Origin of the sequence: Neobacillus mesonae, from assembly GCF_001636315.1 — a bacterium.
GTDB lineage: Bacteria > Bacillota > Bacilli > Bacillales > Cytobacillaceae > Neobacillus > Neobacillus mesonae.
This window is the reverse complement of record NZ_KV440949.1, coordinates 2,986,728-3,003,632: the sequence shown is the minus strand read 5'-3', so window position 1 is coordinate 3,003,632 and position 16,905 is coordinate 2,986,728. Positions and strand designations below refer to the sequence as shown.

The following is a 16,905-nucleotide window of genomic DNA, read 5'->3' as shown; positions in this document are numbered from 1 at the left end:
TAGTTCTATTTTTTTATTACTTGTTCTTGTTTTTTGTTTTCAGGTATCGGAGCTGGTTCAGTGCTTTGGTCGTTCGCTGTAAGGTCTATGCCATAATCCTTTGCAAAAACCATATGTGTTTCAACTAAAACACCCTCTTTATTCTCATCCAAATTAAATACACGGGCACCGCGTAATCGATTTCGTTGCGCACCAGGCAATCCATAAGCACCAAACCCCGCACTGCCCGAATAACCTAGTAAAATCCCATAATAATTGCCCATATATGTATTAACATGGTCATGGCCGCAAAAGACCCCTTTGACATCTCCCCTGTCAAGCATTGCTGAAAACATCCCGCTATTAATTGGGCCCGGGCACTCATCTTCATTTCTTTCTCCAACTATTTGATGCTTTGCTGCGGCGCGTGCATGATCAGCCGCAGTTCTGCTGTCCACACTGTCAAACCACATATATCGATGTTCCCAAAGTGGAATATGAATGAACATAAGAGAAGGGACTTTATAGCCCATTTGCTGTTCTAACTTTTTGGAAGTCTCGTAATACCATTTTACTTGATTAAATCGAATCCAATCCCAGGTTGGATACCCGCTGAAATCCTGTCCTGCAATTGTTTTAGGGGCATACCTGCCGCTATCTAGAAGCCAAAGGTTGAAGGCCGCTTTCTTGCCTGCAGAATCTCTAATAAGCAGGTTCGTGTTCCCTGTTCCATTTATGTCAGTTTCTCCTGGCTGATTAACATTGTATTTGTATGCCATATAAAATTTAAGCATGGCTTCTTCATCCAGCCCGCCATTTGGTGTTGAATCTTCATCATGATTCCCAAAAGTAACAGCCCACTTGATCCCTCTTTGTTCCATTGGCTGGGCCACATTGTTCATTGCTTGTCTCATTTCAAGCTCTGAATTACAGCCACCTGAAATATTGTCACCATTTAGCACGACAAAATCCGGCTCCTCATGATCAAGAACTTTCTCCATCAGCTGGATCGTTCGCTGATCAATATGCTCATCATCCTGTGTATCGTTAAACTGCACAATTTTGAACTTTCCATCTGAATTAAATTGCAATTTAGGATTAGCATTTGTTTCTGCGTGAGCAACAGTACTTAATAAATTTACACCTGGTATTCCAGCAGACGCTATTGTTAAGGCAAGTGTACTCATCCCTCCTACTTTTATAAAGTCCCTTCTGTTAAAAACCTTGTTTTCATTTTGATTACTCATCGAAATCCCCTCTCATTCTTAGTAGATTTAATTTTTGAAGTAAATCAAGTTCGCTAGGAAAGTATTAAACTATATTGACTATCCACACTTTATCAGACGTTTGTTAATTTAGTTTTAGGATGAGGTAAGGTTTTTGTTATTTTTATTAATTGGTAATTTTGTCACCTTTTTAAGGATATTTACGATGCGTATCATTCATATATGGAGATATTTATAGATAATTAGACATATAAAATTCATTATATTTTCAATTGCAGCTTAGAAAAGTAGGAATAAAGTAGAATTAGGTGAGAAGGAAGGAATGTAAAGAAATAGTAAATTTCCTTTTTATTTTAAAAACAAAAAGGAATCTTGCTAAATTTTACTTTTCTCATCGTCTATCGTTTAATGTATCCTTATTAATGAATTTGGCCCTTTAATGAAATAAGACTTCCAAACTACACTAGATAATTATGTTAATAATGATGTGAGATTATGAATAAATGTAACTTAAAGGGGGGATTTAGTGAATAGAATTATTGAAATGGGAACATGCTTTCTAAATTACTTGTAAATTAAATTAGGTAATAAACGGGGAGGGAGAATTTTAATGCTTTTATAAGAAATGGCCATTTTAATAACGACAGCGACCGCTTTACAAGGACTTTCGAGAGGATGAATTGGGAATTTCCAAGAAGGGTTGTGGTCAACATCAAGGTTAGGAATTTTTATTATCTGATTGCAGGCATTCTTGCGCTGCTGTTTGCCGTTACGCATGCATGGAACGGACAATCCGTCGTGCTGCCGACGCTCGACATTGGGGCGATGTCCATGGATACCCGGACGGTCTTCACGTATGTTTGGCACATTATTACGGCGGAAAATCTGATCTTCGGCATCGCATTTATTGTCATGTCATTCCAAAGTGAGCGATCAAAGATCCAATTTGCCGCATGGATGATCGCTGCGATCCTGATCGTCCGACTAATGGTTATTCTTGGCATAACCGCATTACTTGACGATTCAGCACTTACAGATACTTTTATAGATACGATTGCCATCATACTCTATGTCGCCTTAATTATACTAGGTACAACCTTGAAGAAAAAACAGACCGGTGGTTAACAGCTATAGTAGCATAGATGTTTGAATTGTCTTAGCTCTGCGGACCTCTCAAAGCTATTACTAAGCAATCACTGGTAATTATTGATCAAATTTGTTTATGAACAAGTTGTACATTCAAATTCGTGTTATTTAATCAAATAAAAAACAGTAAATCATACTAAACGTTAATTTCATCTTAATATTCCGAGCTTGGAAAGGAGTGCAATTCCATTCTAAAATTCTGCATCTTAATGACACAAAGACTGTCGATCATAAAACTGATCTTTTTCGGAATTGTCGACAGTCATAATGTCTCCAAACCAATAACCCCAGTAAAATAGATTTCTAACAGACTAATAATACTTAAGAAAACTAATGTATTTTGCTCTTCTGAAAAGTTCGTTTGTTATGGTTTTACTTAGAATATGGCTACCGGCAAATCGCCAGTAGCCTTTTCTTGTGTTCGCCCAATCTCATGCCTTTCTTTTGTTGACTCCCAATTTCCAATAAAACCGGGTTCTAACCTTTTGCCAGCGTTTCCAAATCACCATGCGCAAGCGTCTTAGAGTACATTGGTCCATTTTTGCCATTAGCCCCTTCATAAAAAACAAGAATGTAAAAGGTAAAACCCCTGCCTTGTTTGCTTCATTTATTTATGTATCTATCTAGCCAACATTTCGAAGATAAAACCTGCACACATCAGGATAAGTGCTCCACCAAGACGGGTAGCAAGCTGTGCATAAGACATTAAATTAAGTCTGTTTGAAGCGCTTAAGACTTCAAGGGTGCCCGTGCCCCCGCGGTTAACATGGCAAAGACCGCCAGCAATTGCTGCTTCAATTTCATAAAAGTTAACTACTTTAGCAAAAAACCAACATCCTATAACAGAACCTATAACCGTAAATAAAGAAATAACAATGGTTTGAAGGGTTAATGCCTGGACAAGTTCATTAAAATCTGTATAAGTTATGCCCACTCCTGCTAAAAATACATATAATAGTTTCCCCAATATAAAATCGTTAACTTTTTTAACCGCTGCTTTTGCACCTTCAGGAATGATGTCAAGCCAGTTTACTATGATTAGCAGAATGATCATATAGGCATATGGGTGAATGGAGAAAGGGCCGATTTTTGGCAGTAATTCGGTTCCGATGAGATTTCCTAATCCATAGAAGGCAAGGGCTGTAAATATTCCAATAGCTGCTTCCTCTATTGTAACAATATTTACCTTTTTGACTCTAGCTGTTTTTTGAGTTCCTTGGACTTTCATTAACTCTCCATTGCCAGTCCATTTTGGCATCTTCTTTCCAATACCATTTAAAAGTGCACCAATCAGAATAGCGAAAACATTACCGATTGTTAAGATGGCAATAGCAGAGGAATACCAGATTTTCGGGTCTTTGTGAGTAACCTGTCCCCAAATTTGACTCATTGGGATGGCACCGGCACCATTACCTCCGCCCATGATTGGAAGAGCATAATTTATGATGACTTCTTTATATGGAACACCTACAATTAATCCACCTATGATGGCCAAGATAAATGCACAAAGGGTACCAACCAGAACCAAAGGAATAAACCCGCCGATTGCCTTGGCTAAAAACTTTTTATTAATAGACAAAATGGAACTGGTTACAATAACAGCAATAAAAAAGGCAAGCATTCCGCTCGTATCGAAAAGCGTTCTAACGCCTGTGGCTGCGGATTCAGTAATAATTCCTTGGCTTACTAAAAAAGAAGCCCCCAGGGAAGTAAGCAAGGAACCACCGCCAAGGTAGTCTTTCCAAATCGGAAGTGAGTCCCCAACCTTTCCAAAGGAAAATCCAACAACAAATAAAAGTAAAATACTGCCGACAAAATTCACATGGAAGGAGTTCGTCATTGTCCCAAACGCATGAATTGCCAAACCAGCAAGCCATGCCCATAGGGGAAGCCCAAACATATTAAGCGTTAAAGAATTTCCTTTGGAATGTTTTGCTTCCATAAATGTTCCTCCCACTCGTTATTCATTAGCAATAACAGCCACATAATACAATAAAACCTGAAATCCCCATAAAATGCATACCTCCCCTAAGAATAAGCTCAAACTTCCCTTCTTACATTCTTACTAAATTAATACTATTCGGACAACGTTACTTTATTAACACAAAAAACCACTCCCTCATTTTTTAGGAAGTGGTTATTGCTATTGAATATAATTAATTACACGACAGCTTCTCAAAAAGGTTGAAAAATGGGAGAGAAATAGCCTTTACTAATTTCTCCTTTGCAAGGCTCAAAAGCCTTACATCATGCCGCCCGTAAGCTGAGAGTTTAATGAATTTGACTCTCAAATAATGTATTGCGGTGAATGTTTTTTATCATCAGGCTGAAAATAAAAAGATCGGCAACTAGCAATATAACACCCAGCACACCTATAACAACAGGACTTAAGAAAAATAAACCGGATACTTGACTAATAATGATAGCGATAATAGGTAATACCATAAGTCCACCGAATTGTTGAGCTTCCTGGAGCGTCTTTACTTTTGCAGATATAAAGATATTTAGCAAAATATTAAATATGATTAAAAAAGGTACAAGTATAAACATAAAAATTATCCAATTTGTTGAAACAAAGAATACAAAATGAAACGATGGAAAAACAATAACATTTACTAATATACCGCATAACAAATAGGCTAAATAGGTAATTCCGATGGATGGAAGTAAAGCAGCAATCATTTTGCTAATCAATAATTCCTTTATGCTAATAGGAGAAAAGAGTAACGTTTCAAGTGTTTTTCTTTCTTTTTCACCTACAAAACTATTAGCGGCAATTAAGGATGAGTTTACAATGGCGGTTAGTAAGAAAAACGGAATAATTAAGAAATTGAAAAATAAAAAGGTTAATTGTAAATTCATATTATCAAGTGATAAAAATTGTGTTTTTATTTCTCCGTCTGGAAATTTTTCTACAAACTTATCTGCCGTATTTTGAATGTCAGGGTCAATAGTTTTTAATTCTCCACTATGAGTGCCTAAGAAAGAAACTACAATAGGCAAAATGACACAGAGAAGTAAAGGGACAATAATCATCGGTATCCATAATTTTTTCGAGGAAAGAATCGATTTCATCTCTTTTTTAATCATTGCCTTTAGAATACGATTATTCATTTTGTTCACCCCGAATAGCAAAATATAATGTTTCAAGATCTCTATTGGCAAATGCAGAAGAAAATACATCCGATTCTTTTAATATCAAACGAAGTAGACTTGGAACATCTTTTTTAGAATTTAATCTAAATGATAGATGGCTTTCGTCTATTCTCTTATAAGGAAAGTTGTGATAGACCTCTCCGCTTGGAATTAAATTCGTTTCTACAACAAGATCGATTTCTCCTAAATATTTTTCTTCCAACTCCCGTCTATTTCCGCTTTCTAATAACATACCATTTTGGATAAAGAGATAATGGTCACAAATAGTTTCAAGTTGATGAAGCACGTGTGTACAAATAAGGATGGTTATATTTTCATCTTTATTAATTTTTTTCAAATAGCCAATCACCATTTGAATCCCTTCCGGATCAAGACCATTTGTTGGTTCATCTAAAAATAAAATTTTAGGTCTATGAAGTAATGCTTTTGCTAGAGCAACTCGTTTTTTCATTCCGGTTGAAAACGTTCCTACAAGCTTATCTTTATGTTCTGTCATTTCAAATTGTTCAAGTAAGTAGTCGATTCTGCTATCGTCTTTTACTCCGTATAATTCAGAGAAAAACATAAGATTATCATAAGCACTCATCTCGTGATACAGTGAGGTGCTTTCCGTAACAATCCCTGAGATTTTTCGTATTTCATCGCCATTCTTATTTGGATCGAAACCTCCAACAACAATTTCGCCGTCAGTAGGAAGAATAACACCGTTTAATAACCGAATCATGGTTGTTTTACCGGAACCGTTTGGACCGAGTAATCCTGTAATGCTTCCTTCTTCGACTGAAAATGAAATCTTTTTAAGAACTTTTTGGTCTTTAAAAGATTTTGAAATATTTTTTACGTTAATAAATGAAGTCATAATTTTCCCCCTTTCATATGATTTTACAATGTTTCCATAATTCCACCTATAAAAAGTTAAAATCCTCCACTATTTTTCTGATCCACCCGAAAGTGCAATATTAAAAAGGCTCTTCCCACTTAGTGTAGGTGAACAAGCCTCTCCTGCTAAAGTTGCAGGATGAGCTCCTTCTCTACTTTAATAGTTTTCCAATTTCTTCACGTCTCGCAAGCAATGAAAAAAGAAGCCTCCCAAAAGTTCAGTGAACTTATGAGAAGCTTCCTTTATATTCCTTAATGTTAGCAAAGTGTTAGCAAACCACTCTCATCTTACCAACAAATCCTTATCTATCAAGGGATTGAGGGGGCAGATTACATCATGCCGCCCATTCATTTTCATATATAATAGAAAGAAATAGTGTATAAAAAAGGCTCTAAATCAACATTTATAAAAAATCCGACTTAAAGGTTTTAAATGCAATATAAAACATCGGAGGACAACAGCAAACACATTCAGATGTAATAATGTATTCAGCCCTTCTCAATTGAGTGGGGCTTCTCTTATTTCATGTTAACATAATCCAATCCCTTAAATGTATTGTTCTAGAATCTTACTCATTACAAAGAGACGCCTTCTTATTCAAGAAAAGCGCCCGATTGTTGAAGATCATTGCTTAAATCTTATTTCAAGATAAGCCCCCTTAAGTTGAATAGTGTTATACGGATTTTTCAAAGAGTTGGACGATTCCTGTTTTTTTCGGTCATTTCCTGAAAATGAACCGATAACACCGGAAAAAATGTAATGAATTTAGATCGATTACATTATTAGCTGAATAACCAAAATGGCCATATATCACGAATTGTTTCTGCTCCCCTTCAGAATAAGTTTCTTGGCAGTTGGCCGTAAGGAGTCAAATATCTGTTTAACATCGAAAAATTGTTTTAATACATTGTTTTCTCCGGTTATTGCTTCTCGCATCCGTAAACCATCTACATTAATACGAGCTTGTCGGAAGTAATCTGGACCTAATTGAGACCAGTAAGCCTTTGATGCGTCCACATTGGCATAGTAATTAAAGCCCTGGCTTTTCAAATAGTGATATTTATCATTGGAATACTGTCTCCAGTCTCCAATATCACTACCGAAAGCAAAAATAATCGTGTCTGTTGGTCCGACAATTGGTTCTACCTCCTTTTTCCATTTAGATGTATCTTTTTTTAAGAGATCCAAAGATACATCCTTTGCATTAAGATGTCCCCAAGTATGAGAGGCAAACATCCATCCCTCTTTTTTCAGCGCATTAGCTACTTTTTTCGCTTGCTGTTGATCCATTTTGAAATTTGGATCAGGCTCATTACTATTTGGACCATAGCTACTCTCTGAGGTTCGATATCCTAGTACTCCGTTATATCCGGTTAACGAAATGATTCCTTTGGCTCCCTTGTAAGAGAAATCCGGATGTTTTTTAACAAAGTTATCTACGATAGGAACTAGATCATAAGCTCCTTGTACGACTTTTCCCTTCTCATTTACATAGGTATTTGTGACATTTCCATTAGCATCAAGTGCTAGGTTTTTGGCAAATCCATCATTTTTCATGTATTCATAATAGCTAACATCATCCTGCGACAATATCAATGGTTTTTTACCAGGCGGCAATTTAATGTCCTGGTAAACCATTTTCCCCTTTTTATCGAGTTTTGCAATGTCCTGAAGATTCAAAAGGACATATCCTCTCTCGTATAATTGATTTATAATTTTTTTAAATTCATTGATAGTCACCATGTAATCTTCATAACCTTGAGTCATATTATCTCCATCAAATGCTTTGGATGGATCGACAATTAATGAGTGAAAAAATAAATGAGAGATCTGGCTATTGTCTGGCCATGTCACAAGGTTTTTCATTTGTTTTTCGTATGTATCAATGGCACTTTGAATGTCTACATCCTTGGAAATTTCTGATTGTTTTAATAGGGTTATAGATTTTTGGTAATCATATTGTTCTGCTGAAAACTCGGCCTGTGCTAACAGTTGTTCTTTTTGATTTTTCTCTTCCTGTATCTTGTTAGGCTTTGATTTTTTGTCATGGTGTTCCTTTTGGCTAGAATGAGAATGTATTTTCGCTATATTCGTTGTTGATTTATGATCCTGACAGCCTACCATAAAAACTATTATTAGCAAAATCGGTATCAGGGTAAAACATTTCTTCATTAAATCTACTCCTAGTATTGTAGTTTTCAGTGTACATCGCATAAACTCTTATAGGGATAGGTCAGGAAAGATTAACAACGTTATTAAACTGCCTAATTTCTCAGCATAAAATGAGAAATTAGGATTTTCGTTGCTCCATTAAAGCGCCCTATAACGGAATAACTGAGTAACTTCTATTAGCTTGTTTCGTATTATAAGGTTAACCACAAACCAATATGAATAATTAATGTAAATAATTATTCATAAGACTATTGATTGAGTGATTTATTTCATTTATCTTAGGACTTCCTACTTTCGTTTACCTTGGGTATTCTGTTCACTTCTATTTTCTTTGATTGCATAATAATAAACGCCAATGATTAAGGCAAACATTAAAAGTAGAATCGTAAAAAACGCAGCTTATTTCCAGAAGCTTATTTGCTCCATCAGATAATCATAATTATTACAGGAAACAAATAATTTAAACACATAAAATCAGGAAATATTTTATAATTATTTTTATCAAGTATTTGAAAAATAATTAATGATAAGATGCCACTTTCAATGTGAGAAGTAAATGATTAATCTCTTTTCACTCTACTGTAATTAGGAATATAGGAATCATTAATTTTCTTTCATGTCCAGCGCGTTAGCGATGGTCGAACTAATTGTTATATGTTTAAAAGATAAGCCCATTTGTACAGCTGTAGATGCTATTTCTCATTTATAAAAATTAATATGCATTCGTTATATGCCTTCCCCATTCACGGTTAGGTTGCAACCAGCTAACGCTTCTTTCCACAATTAAATCATCCAGTCTTACTTCGTAATCCTTGCGGTATGGTTTAATAAATTCTTCATCAAGCCAGCTATCTCTCGTGCCTTTCCATGTTTCATAAATGAGCAGTTCATCCGGTTGATCTAGATTATCCGAAACAATAGCGCTAATAAATGCCTTTTCGGATGACATCTCCTCAATTAGGGAAAATAGCTCCTTGCGGAATTCTTCTTTCTTCCCTGGTTTAGCCTTAAAACGAATATTGAGTTGAACTTGTTGATTGGTCATATTGACTCCTCCTATAAATTTTAGATTTTGCGGCGATTCCGTTACACCATTCCCCATTAACCTTTTTTGGGGACTATTTGTAATCTCTGCGCAGTGAAATTATACCTGTGCTAGCCCGCCATCTACGAACAATTCAACACCCGTCAAGTAACTGCTTTCGTCTGAAGCAAGGAAAGATACAGCGTTTGCTACTTCTTCAGGTGTCCCAATTTTTCCAGCTGGAACAGTATTTCTGCTATTTTCCAGTACCTCTTCAAGTGCATCACCAAAAAGCTCATCGTATGCAGGTGTAAGAATACCTCCTGGACTAACCACATTTACACGGATTTCAGTACCTTTTAGGTCAAGAATCCAGGTGCGAACTAGTGCTCTTAATGCTGCTTTAGATGCTCCATATACACTAAACGCTGGGTTGCCAATTGTTCCAGCAGTAGAGCCCGTTACAATAATAGAACCTACTTTGTCCGGGAATAGTGATAACGCTTTTTGAACAGTAAAGATGGTTCCTTTAACGTTAATGTCGAACGTTCTATCAACCTGCTCTTCAGTAATTTCACCTAATGGAAGGAAGTTTCCAATTCCTGCATTAGCAAAAAGAATGTCCAACTTACCTTTTTCCTGCTTTATAAGGTCATATAGTTTGTCTAAGTCTTCAAGCTTAGAAATATCCCCTTGTACACCGGTTACGTTCTTACCAATTTGGTTAACAGCTTTATCAAGTTCGTTTTGTCTGCGTCCCGTGATATAAACATATGCACCTTCGTTTACAAACTTTTGTGCTGTAGCAAGACCAATCCCACTTGTTCCACCCGTTACAAGTGCTATTTTACCTTCAAATTTACCCATACTTAACACTCCTTTAGAATTAATTTTATTTTATGTCTAATACCTTTAAGTATTTGAAGAACAACTTACAAGATATAGTATCCTTCAGTAAGCACATTAACGGAAGTACCCACTTTTTTGTGATATAGTAACTAAAAAGTAATAAATGTGGAATGGAGAGGTTTAGACTTGAAAAAATTTAGTTGTGGTTTTGAAGTGACAAAGGAAGTTATTGGCGGAAAATGGAAAGGTCTTGTATTATACTTTTTAATGAATGGACCAAAGAGAACGAGTGAATTAAAGCGCATTGTCCCAAATATAACTCAGAAAATGCTGATTCAAACACTTAGAGAGCTTGAAGACAGTGGACTTGTGAGCAGAAAGATGTATAATCAAGTACCACCGAAGGTTGAATATTCATCCACTGAACTTGGAGAATCTCTTAAACCTATCTTGCAGGAGCTCTGTCAATGGGGAAGCCATTATGCGGAGCAAGAGTATGCAGAAGGTGAATTTGAAATCGCACAACCAGAAGAGGCTTCTTAATGAGGAAACCAGCTTATAACACCTTATATGTAAGGTATTTTATTGTTGTACTAAGATTTGGCCATTTTAATTCGAAGTAGATGGCCTCGACTGATTCTTTAAGACCATTAAAGCTTCCTTAATGTAGTTAAAAACGGGGGTAGCGTCCTTGGAATCTACTTACGTTGAAATCCGAATTTTCCTGACGCTAACCCATTTACTATAGGGATTCTGCCCTGTTGTAACATAAGTAGAACTTCTTTACTTTTTACTACAGGATTACTGGCACGACTATTAGAACAGAAAACAGTTACCAATTAGGTAACTGTTTTCTGTTCTCTAATATAAAATACTGAATTAATCTCACTCTGTTTCCAAATGGGTTCTCATTATCTATACAAAAGAAGTTAATTATTACGGTTTTTTTCTCCCCATTCACATAACTGTTCAATAGTTTGATGATACTTTTCGGGGAAATCAGAACTAAATCTTATGGCATCATTTTTGTTTTTTAAGATTATAAAACCATTAGGAGGATGAAGTTTTGTTTTATGCAAACTCATATCTTCATCAAGAGATACCATTACTTCTATATACGGCATAAGAGCTATCCTTGAGCGCTCTTCTTGAAATTTTAAATTTTCTTGATTCTGAATAAAAATCTTTTCATTTTGTTTAATAACCTTCATATTTTGGCTTAATGTTAAGCACACTGCGATTAAGGTTGCTGCCCCTCCAAGATAACTCCCCCAAAACGCCAACCATTCGGCATTACCTAAATCCTTACCTGTATTTAAATCACCATATATATAAAAGATATTTAGACCCACAGGGATTAATACAATCAATAATGAAATAGGAATAATCCACTTATTATCTTTAAAAAATTGTCTCATCTATTCTCCTCTGATTTATTATCGATAGTAGTCAAGGTATATAATACCAAATAATAGTCCTTTTCGCTTTCGAATAAACTACTTTCTATTTATTTCAACTAGTTCAATATTCAAAGTAAAATACTCCTAATCATGACTAACCTTATTCAACTATCCTGCTCAGTTAGCTGAAGAAGGAAAAATTCTAACTTTCCATGTTCTGTCCCTCTCCTCTTGATTGGCATGTCTATTCATTGAATATCCATGGGATTTTTGACTGTATATGTCTAATGGCTCACGGTGGATATCTTGGGCATAATACAGTTTATATACATTAGAGGTGGGATATTATGAGGCTAAGAAATGGAGATTTTTATACAAATGTTTTTACCAATAAGTTATATAGGCTAAATGAAGATGGCGATAGCAACTGGTACTTGAGTTTGCGTGATGAAGAAGGTTATCATGAAACAGAAAAGATCTCAGGGCGTGATATGATTAGATTTGTAGAAGGTGGGTATAAAAAAAGTAAATAAAAAAAGCTACCTATTTCTGTCAGGATACCTGTAATCAGATGCTTTTAAGTGGAAAGTCGGTAAAACTTGAAACAATATAAGATATTCCCACTCTCTACGAAAGCACTTTAAAATTTTTATTCAAAGATAATTAGGACATTTCGTTATTATGTGATACACTTTGTTTACCATTTGATTTACTTGTTTACATGTGCCCTACTCATTCGTGAGTGGGGCTCCTTGTTTTTAAAAGAAGAAATAAAAAAAAACAGACTCTATAAAGAGCCTGCTTTAGTTTGTTCTTATTATTAAGCTTTACGCACGTTAGACGCTTGAGCTCCACGTTGACCTTGCTCAACGTCAAAAGTAACTGCTTGACCTTCGTCTAAAGATTTGAAACCTTCGCCTTGGATCGCTGAGAAATGAACGAATACGTCTTCTCCGCCTTCACGCTCGATAAATCCGAAACCTTTTTCTGCATTAAACCATTTTACTTTACCTTGTTCCATTTTGTTTCCTCCTGCTGTGTGCTTTACACACAATGTGTTACTATCCTTGCACTCAGTGATCATCAAGACGAAAGGTTATCTTATACTATCCTTTACACCGAACAAAAATAATTCTTCTAAAGTTTAACATTTTTTAAAAGTATTTGCAAGAAGACGTAAACAAAACCATTTTTGCCATTCATGAGTTATCACACCTAGTTTTGGATTCTTATGTTGCACTTATTCAAGTAAAGCACCCTTTCGTATTATAAGGTTAACCACAAACCAATATGAATAATTAATGTAAATAATTATTCAGAAGACTATTGATTGAGTGATTTATTTCATTTATGTTAGGATTTTCTACTTTCGTATCGTTAATGCTATATTTCCTTTTTAGTTGAATAATTCTTTCTATACTTTCATTTAATCTTTGTTCGGAAATTTCCCCATTTTGAACAGCTGTTTTTAAAGAGGAGATAATCTTTACCACATTATTATAGTCATGCCCTACTAAAATAATATCGCTTCCTGCCTTAACTGATTCTACCGCTGCTTTACCAATATCATAATGTCCTGTTATAGCTCCCATTGTCATATCGTCCGTTATGATGACTCCTGTAAAACCAAGTTGTTTTCTAAGCAGATCCGTCATGACAGCTTTTGACATGGTCCCTGGATGCGTTTTATCTAATTGAGGCAATAAGATATGGGCCACCATCACAACATCTGCGCCTTGATTAATCGCACGTTTAAACGGAATTAGCTCTAGTTCTTTAAGTTCCTTAAGGCTTTTATTTACAATTGGAAGGTCCAGATGGGAATCAACCGATGTATCTCCGTGACCAGGAAAATGCTTAATTGTCGTGATGACGTTTTGGGACTGAATCCCTTTCATCGTTTGAATTCCAAGTTTACTTACTATTTCTGCATTGTTTCCAAATGATCGATCCCCGATTACTGGGTTATTTGGATTGCTGTTAATATCAAGAACAGGGGCAAAATCGAGATTTAAACCAAATTCTTTTAATTCTCTGCCTAGGAGTGTTCCGACTTTATAAGAAAAATCGGGATTATTAAGCTGTCCAATCTGTTTATTTGGAGGAAAGTTAATAAGTCCACCTGGCAATCTTGTCACACGTCCACCCTCTTGGTCAACACCTAGTAAAAGCGGTAGACTCGAACTATTTCCAGATTTCAGCTGATTCACAAGTTGAATGACTTGTGCAGGGGTTTCAAAATTATATTTGTAAAAAATGATTCCCCCGACATGGAATTGGCCTATTAATTGTTTTGCGTTTGCATCGATTGTAGTCCCGGAAACCCCAGCAAGAATCATCTGGCCAATTTTATCTTCTAAGCTCAGTTTAGAAATCACCTCTGAAATGGATTGATTTCCCTGTTGATTCGGTTTTCCAACTTGTGTTTGTTGATTTGGTTCCTTTTCAATCTGTGTAAAGAGTGAGATATGGTCAACTTTAGGATTTGGCTGCTGCTCTGTTTTAACTGGTAAAACCCATAATAAATCAGTAGAAGACGTTGCATGATAGACAAGTATCATTTGGTCAACAGTTGAATCTTTATAGTATCGAATGGCATCGGGTTGTCCACCAGTTTTCTCAATTTCATTTAACGAGATAGTTTGCAGTTTAGAATCATACAATCGTATATCATTAATAGTCTGATCGGCATAGCCGATTGTAGCATGATGACTTTCGTATTCCTCATATCTGCCTTTAGCAGTTTCCGAAATATGTTCTGATTTTCCCCACTCTTGATTTACTTCCTTCCATTGTGTTTTACCAGAAACAAAGGAAATGTTCGGAACCTTGCCCACCTTAGATAAGGAAAACGTTTCCTCTACTAATTTCTCAAGATTTGAATTCCGATCATTGTTCGAATCCACTGTATTTTTACCGGAAGTTTGAGTTTCGGAAGGTTGAGTAATAATTGGACTTTCTTTACCTTGGGTAGTCTGTTCACTACTATTTTCTTTGATTGCATAATAATAAACGCCAATGATTAAGGCTAAAATTAAAAGTGGAATCGTAAAAATAAGTAGTTTATTTCGAGATTTTCTTTGTCTTTTCATACTCCAATTTCCCTTTCTAACTTTTCGTTTTTAGCTTTTATAACGTTTTTTTCACATTTTTTCGAGTTCAACTTCCGATGGTTATTTCTATTGTTTTAAATCCATTCAAGAAAGCCTTTAACTTACAGAGGATGAAATCATAATCCTTTCATCCTCTATTTAAGTTGTTAATTATTATGTTTACGCCTTTAACGGGGCTCGTTTGAAGTCGTTATTTTTTGTTTCATTTATTATTACCATTGTCTTCCCGTATCATTCGACATATTATTAACGGTCCCCTTAGGGTAAAGCACGGAGTAGTGGTCCATTACCGGGTCCCGGTTGCTGTTAGAAGGCTTAGGAAATACTAACAAAATCTTGTATTCCGAATTTGCAACATACCCAATAATTTCCTCGCCCTTACTTTCCACATCATATGCCGGAGTTCCAAATACTTTCTTTACCATAGAAAGTGATAATTCATTTAATTTCTTATCAAAGGATCTCGCCTCAAAAATCTGTGACCCTTTGTTGAAACCAAATACCACATTGTATTTTGAAAAGACAGCATAATTTCCTTTAGCATTAGGTACCCAATCAGCCTTATCCGGATTTCCTAGTTTTTTCTCTACGTCTTCTATAACAGTAGTTCTAAAAAGAAAATGAAATAATATCCCGTTATATATGTTTCGTGGTCAAAATTAAAAGGTATTTGTCATACAATAGTAGTTCCAATATGGTGGAGAAAAGTTAAAATAACAGTAGAACTACTTTGTTAAATCATTATAGATTTAGCATATGAAATAACTGTATATTAGCACATAAAAACGCTTGGATAAACCAAGCGTTTTTTCGATCCTTATTCAAGAAAAGCGCCCGATTGTTGAAGATCATTGCTTAAATCTTATTTCAAGATAAGCCCCCTTAAGTTGAATAGTGTTATACGGATTTTTCAAAGAGTTGGACGATTCCTGTTTTTTTCGGTCATTTCCTGAAAATGAACCGATAACACCGGAAAAAATGTAATGAATTTAGATCGATCACATTATTAGCTGAATAACCAAAATGGCCATATATCACGAATTGTTTCTGCTCCCCTTCAGAATAAGTTTCTTGGCAGTTGGCCGTAAGGAGTCAAATATCTGTTTAACATCGAAAAATTGTTTTAATACATTGTTTTCTCCGGTTATTGCTTCTCGCATCCGTAAACCATCTACATTAATACGAGCTTGTCGGAAATAATCTGGACCTAATTGAGACCAGTAAGCCTTTGATGCGTCCACATTGGCATAGTAATTAAAGCCCTGGCTTTTCAAATAGTGATATTTATCATTGGAATACTGTTTCCAGTCTCCAATATCACTACCGAAAGCGAAAATAATCGTGTCTGTTGGTCCGACAATTGGTTCTACCTCTTTTTTCCATTTAGATGTATCTTTTTTTAAATGATCCAAAGATACTTCCTTTGCATTAAGATGTCCCCAAGTATGAGAGGCAAACCTCCATCCCTCTTTTTTCAGCGCATTAGCTACTTTTTTCGCTTGCTGCTGATCCTTTTTGAAATTTGGATTAGGCTCATCACTATTTGGACCATAGTCACTCTCTGAGGTTCGATATCCCAGTACTCCGTTATATCCGGTTAACGAAATGATTCCTTTGGCTCCCTTGTAAGAAAAATCCGGATGTTTTTTTACAAAGTTATCTACGATAGGAACTAGATCATAAGCTCCTTGTACGGCTTTCCCCTTCTCATTTACATAGGTATTTGTGACATTTCCATTGGCATCAAGTGTTAAGTTTTTGGCAAATCCATCATTTTTCATATATTCATAATAGCTAACATCATCCTGCGATAATATCATTGGTTTTTTACCTGGTGGCAATTTAATGTCCTGGTTAACCATTTTCCCCTTTTTATCGAGTTTTGCAATGTCCTCAAGATTCAAAAGGACATATCCTCTCTCACTCGCCATTATTGGGGTGAACACCATAGCGCTTATTA

General features: G+C 35.7%; 15 protein-coding genes. 3 read left to right on the top strand and 12 right to left on the bottom strand.

Annotated features, from left to right (window positions below; translation table 11 throughout):
• Positions 1-5 precede the first annotated feature (5 nt).
• Positions 6-1,226 carry a metallophosphoesterase family protein gene (locus tag A6749_RS14290; protein WP_066390644.1) on the bottom strand — a complete coding sequence of 407 codons (1,221 nt, stop codon included), beginning with the start codon at positions 1,224-1,226 and terminating at the stop codon, positions 6-8.
• A gap of 654 nt (positions 1,227-1,880) precedes the next feature.
• Between A6749_RS14290 and A6749_RS14285 the strand changes: the two genes are divergently transcribed.
• Positions 1,881-2,330, top strand: a complete 450-nt coding sequence (locus tag A6749_RS14285; protein ID WP_236719669.1) for a hypothetical protein — start codon at positions 1,881-1,883, stop codon at positions 2,328-2,330.
• 640 nt (positions 2,331-2,970) lie between these two features.
• On the opposite strand, the gene A6749_RS14280 is transcribed toward A6749_RS14285, so the two are convergent.
• The 6 genes from A6749_RS14280 to A6749_RS14255 form a co-directional block, all read right to left on the bottom strand.
• The gene (locus A6749_RS14280) at positions 2,971-4,293 is read right to left on the bottom strand and encodes a 2-hydroxycarboxylate transporter family protein (RefSeq protein ID WP_066390642.1); all 1,323 of its coding nucleotides are present in this window, start codon (positions 4,291-4,293) and stop codon (positions 2,971-2,973) included.
• Between the two features lie 329 nt (positions 4,294-4,622).
• Positions 4,623-5,465 (bottom strand): ABC transporter permease subunit, encoded by an 843-nt coding sequence (locus A6749_RS14275; protein ID WP_066390640.1) that lies wholly within the window; start codon positions 5,463-5,465, stop codon positions 4,623-4,625.
• A complete protein-coding gene (locus tag A6749_RS14270; RefSeq protein ID WP_066390639.1) occupies positions 5,458-6,366 on the bottom strand; it encodes an ABC transporter ATP-binding protein in 909 nt (302 codons plus the stop codon). The genes A6749_RS14275 and A6749_RS14270 overlap by 8 nt, the downstream gene beginning before the upstream one ends.
• Positions 6,367-7,197: 831 nt before the next feature.
• Positions 7,198-8,559, bottom strand: coding sequence for a polysaccharide deacetylase family protein (locus A6749_RS14265; RefSeq protein ID WP_066390637.1), 1,362 nt, complete (start codon positions 8,557-8,559; stop codon positions 7,198-7,200).
• Positions 8,560-9,271: 712 nt separating this feature from the next.
• Positions 9,272-9,604, bottom strand: coding sequence for an antibiotic biosynthesis monooxygenase family protein (locus tag A6749_RS14260; RefSeq protein WP_066390635.1), 333 nt, complete (start codon positions 9,602-9,604; stop codon positions 9,272-9,274).
• 99 nt (positions 9,605-9,703) lie between these two features.
• Positions 9,704-10,450, bottom strand: coding sequence for an SDR family NAD(P)-dependent oxidoreductase (locus A6749_RS14255; RefSeq protein ID WP_066390633.1), 747 nt, complete (start codon positions 10,448-10,450; stop codon positions 9,704-9,706).
• Positions 10,451-10,618: 168 nt separating this feature from the next.
• Between A6749_RS14255 and A6749_RS14250 the strand changes: the two genes are divergently transcribed.
• Positions 10,619-10,975, top strand: coding sequence for a winged helix-turn-helix transcriptional regulator (locus tag A6749_RS14250; RefSeq protein ID WP_007085798.1), 357 nt, complete (start codon positions 10,619-10,621; stop codon positions 10,973-10,975).
• A gap of 386 nt (positions 10,976-11,361) precedes the next feature.
• Here A6749_RS14250 and A6749_RS14245 read toward each other — a convergent pair whose 3' ends face one another.
• Entirely contained in the window at positions 11,362-11,850 is a 489-nt protein-coding gene (locus A6749_RS14245; protein WP_007085799.1) for a hypothetical protein, read from the bottom strand.
• A gap of 329 nt (positions 11,851-12,179) precedes the next feature.
• On the opposite strand from A6749_RS14245, the gene A6749_RS14240 reads away from it, so the two are divergent.
• Positions 12,180-12,365, top strand: coding sequence for a hypothetical protein (locus tag A6749_RS14240; protein ID WP_066390630.1), 186 nt, complete (start codon positions 12,180-12,182; stop codon positions 12,363-12,365).
• Positions 12,366-12,652: 287 nt separating this feature from the next.
• Here A6749_RS14240 and A6749_RS14235 read toward each other — a convergent pair whose 3' ends face one another.
• The 4 genes from A6749_RS14235 to A6749_RS14220 all read right to left on the bottom strand — a co-directional run bounded on the left by A6749_RS14235 (position 12,653) and on the right by A6749_RS14220 (position 16,876).
• Complete coding sequence (locus tag A6749_RS14235) at positions 12,653-12,853, bottom strand: cold-shock protein (protein WP_066390627.1); 201 nt, start codon at positions 12,851-12,853, stop codon at positions 12,653-12,655.
• A gap of 277 nt (positions 12,854-13,130) precedes the next feature.
• Entirely contained in the window at positions 13,131-14,924 is a 1,794-nt protein-coding gene (gene nagZ, locus A6749_RS14230; protein ID WP_066390624.1) for a beta-N-acetylhexosaminidase, read from the bottom strand.
• A gap of 233 nt (positions 14,925-15,157) precedes the next feature.
• Positions 15,158-15,577 (bottom strand): YjgB family protein, encoded by a 420-nt coding sequence (locus A6749_RS29395; RefSeq protein WP_407937531.1) that lies wholly within the window; start codon positions 15,575-15,577, stop codon positions 15,158-15,160.
• Between the two features lie 402 nt (positions 15,578-15,979).
• Positions 15,980-16,876 (bottom strand): polysaccharide deacetylase family protein, encoded by an 897-nt coding sequence (locus A6749_RS14220; protein ID WP_236719668.1) that lies wholly within the window; start codon positions 16,874-16,876, stop codon positions 15,980-15,982.
• Positions 16,877-16,905: the final 29 nt, after the last annotated feature.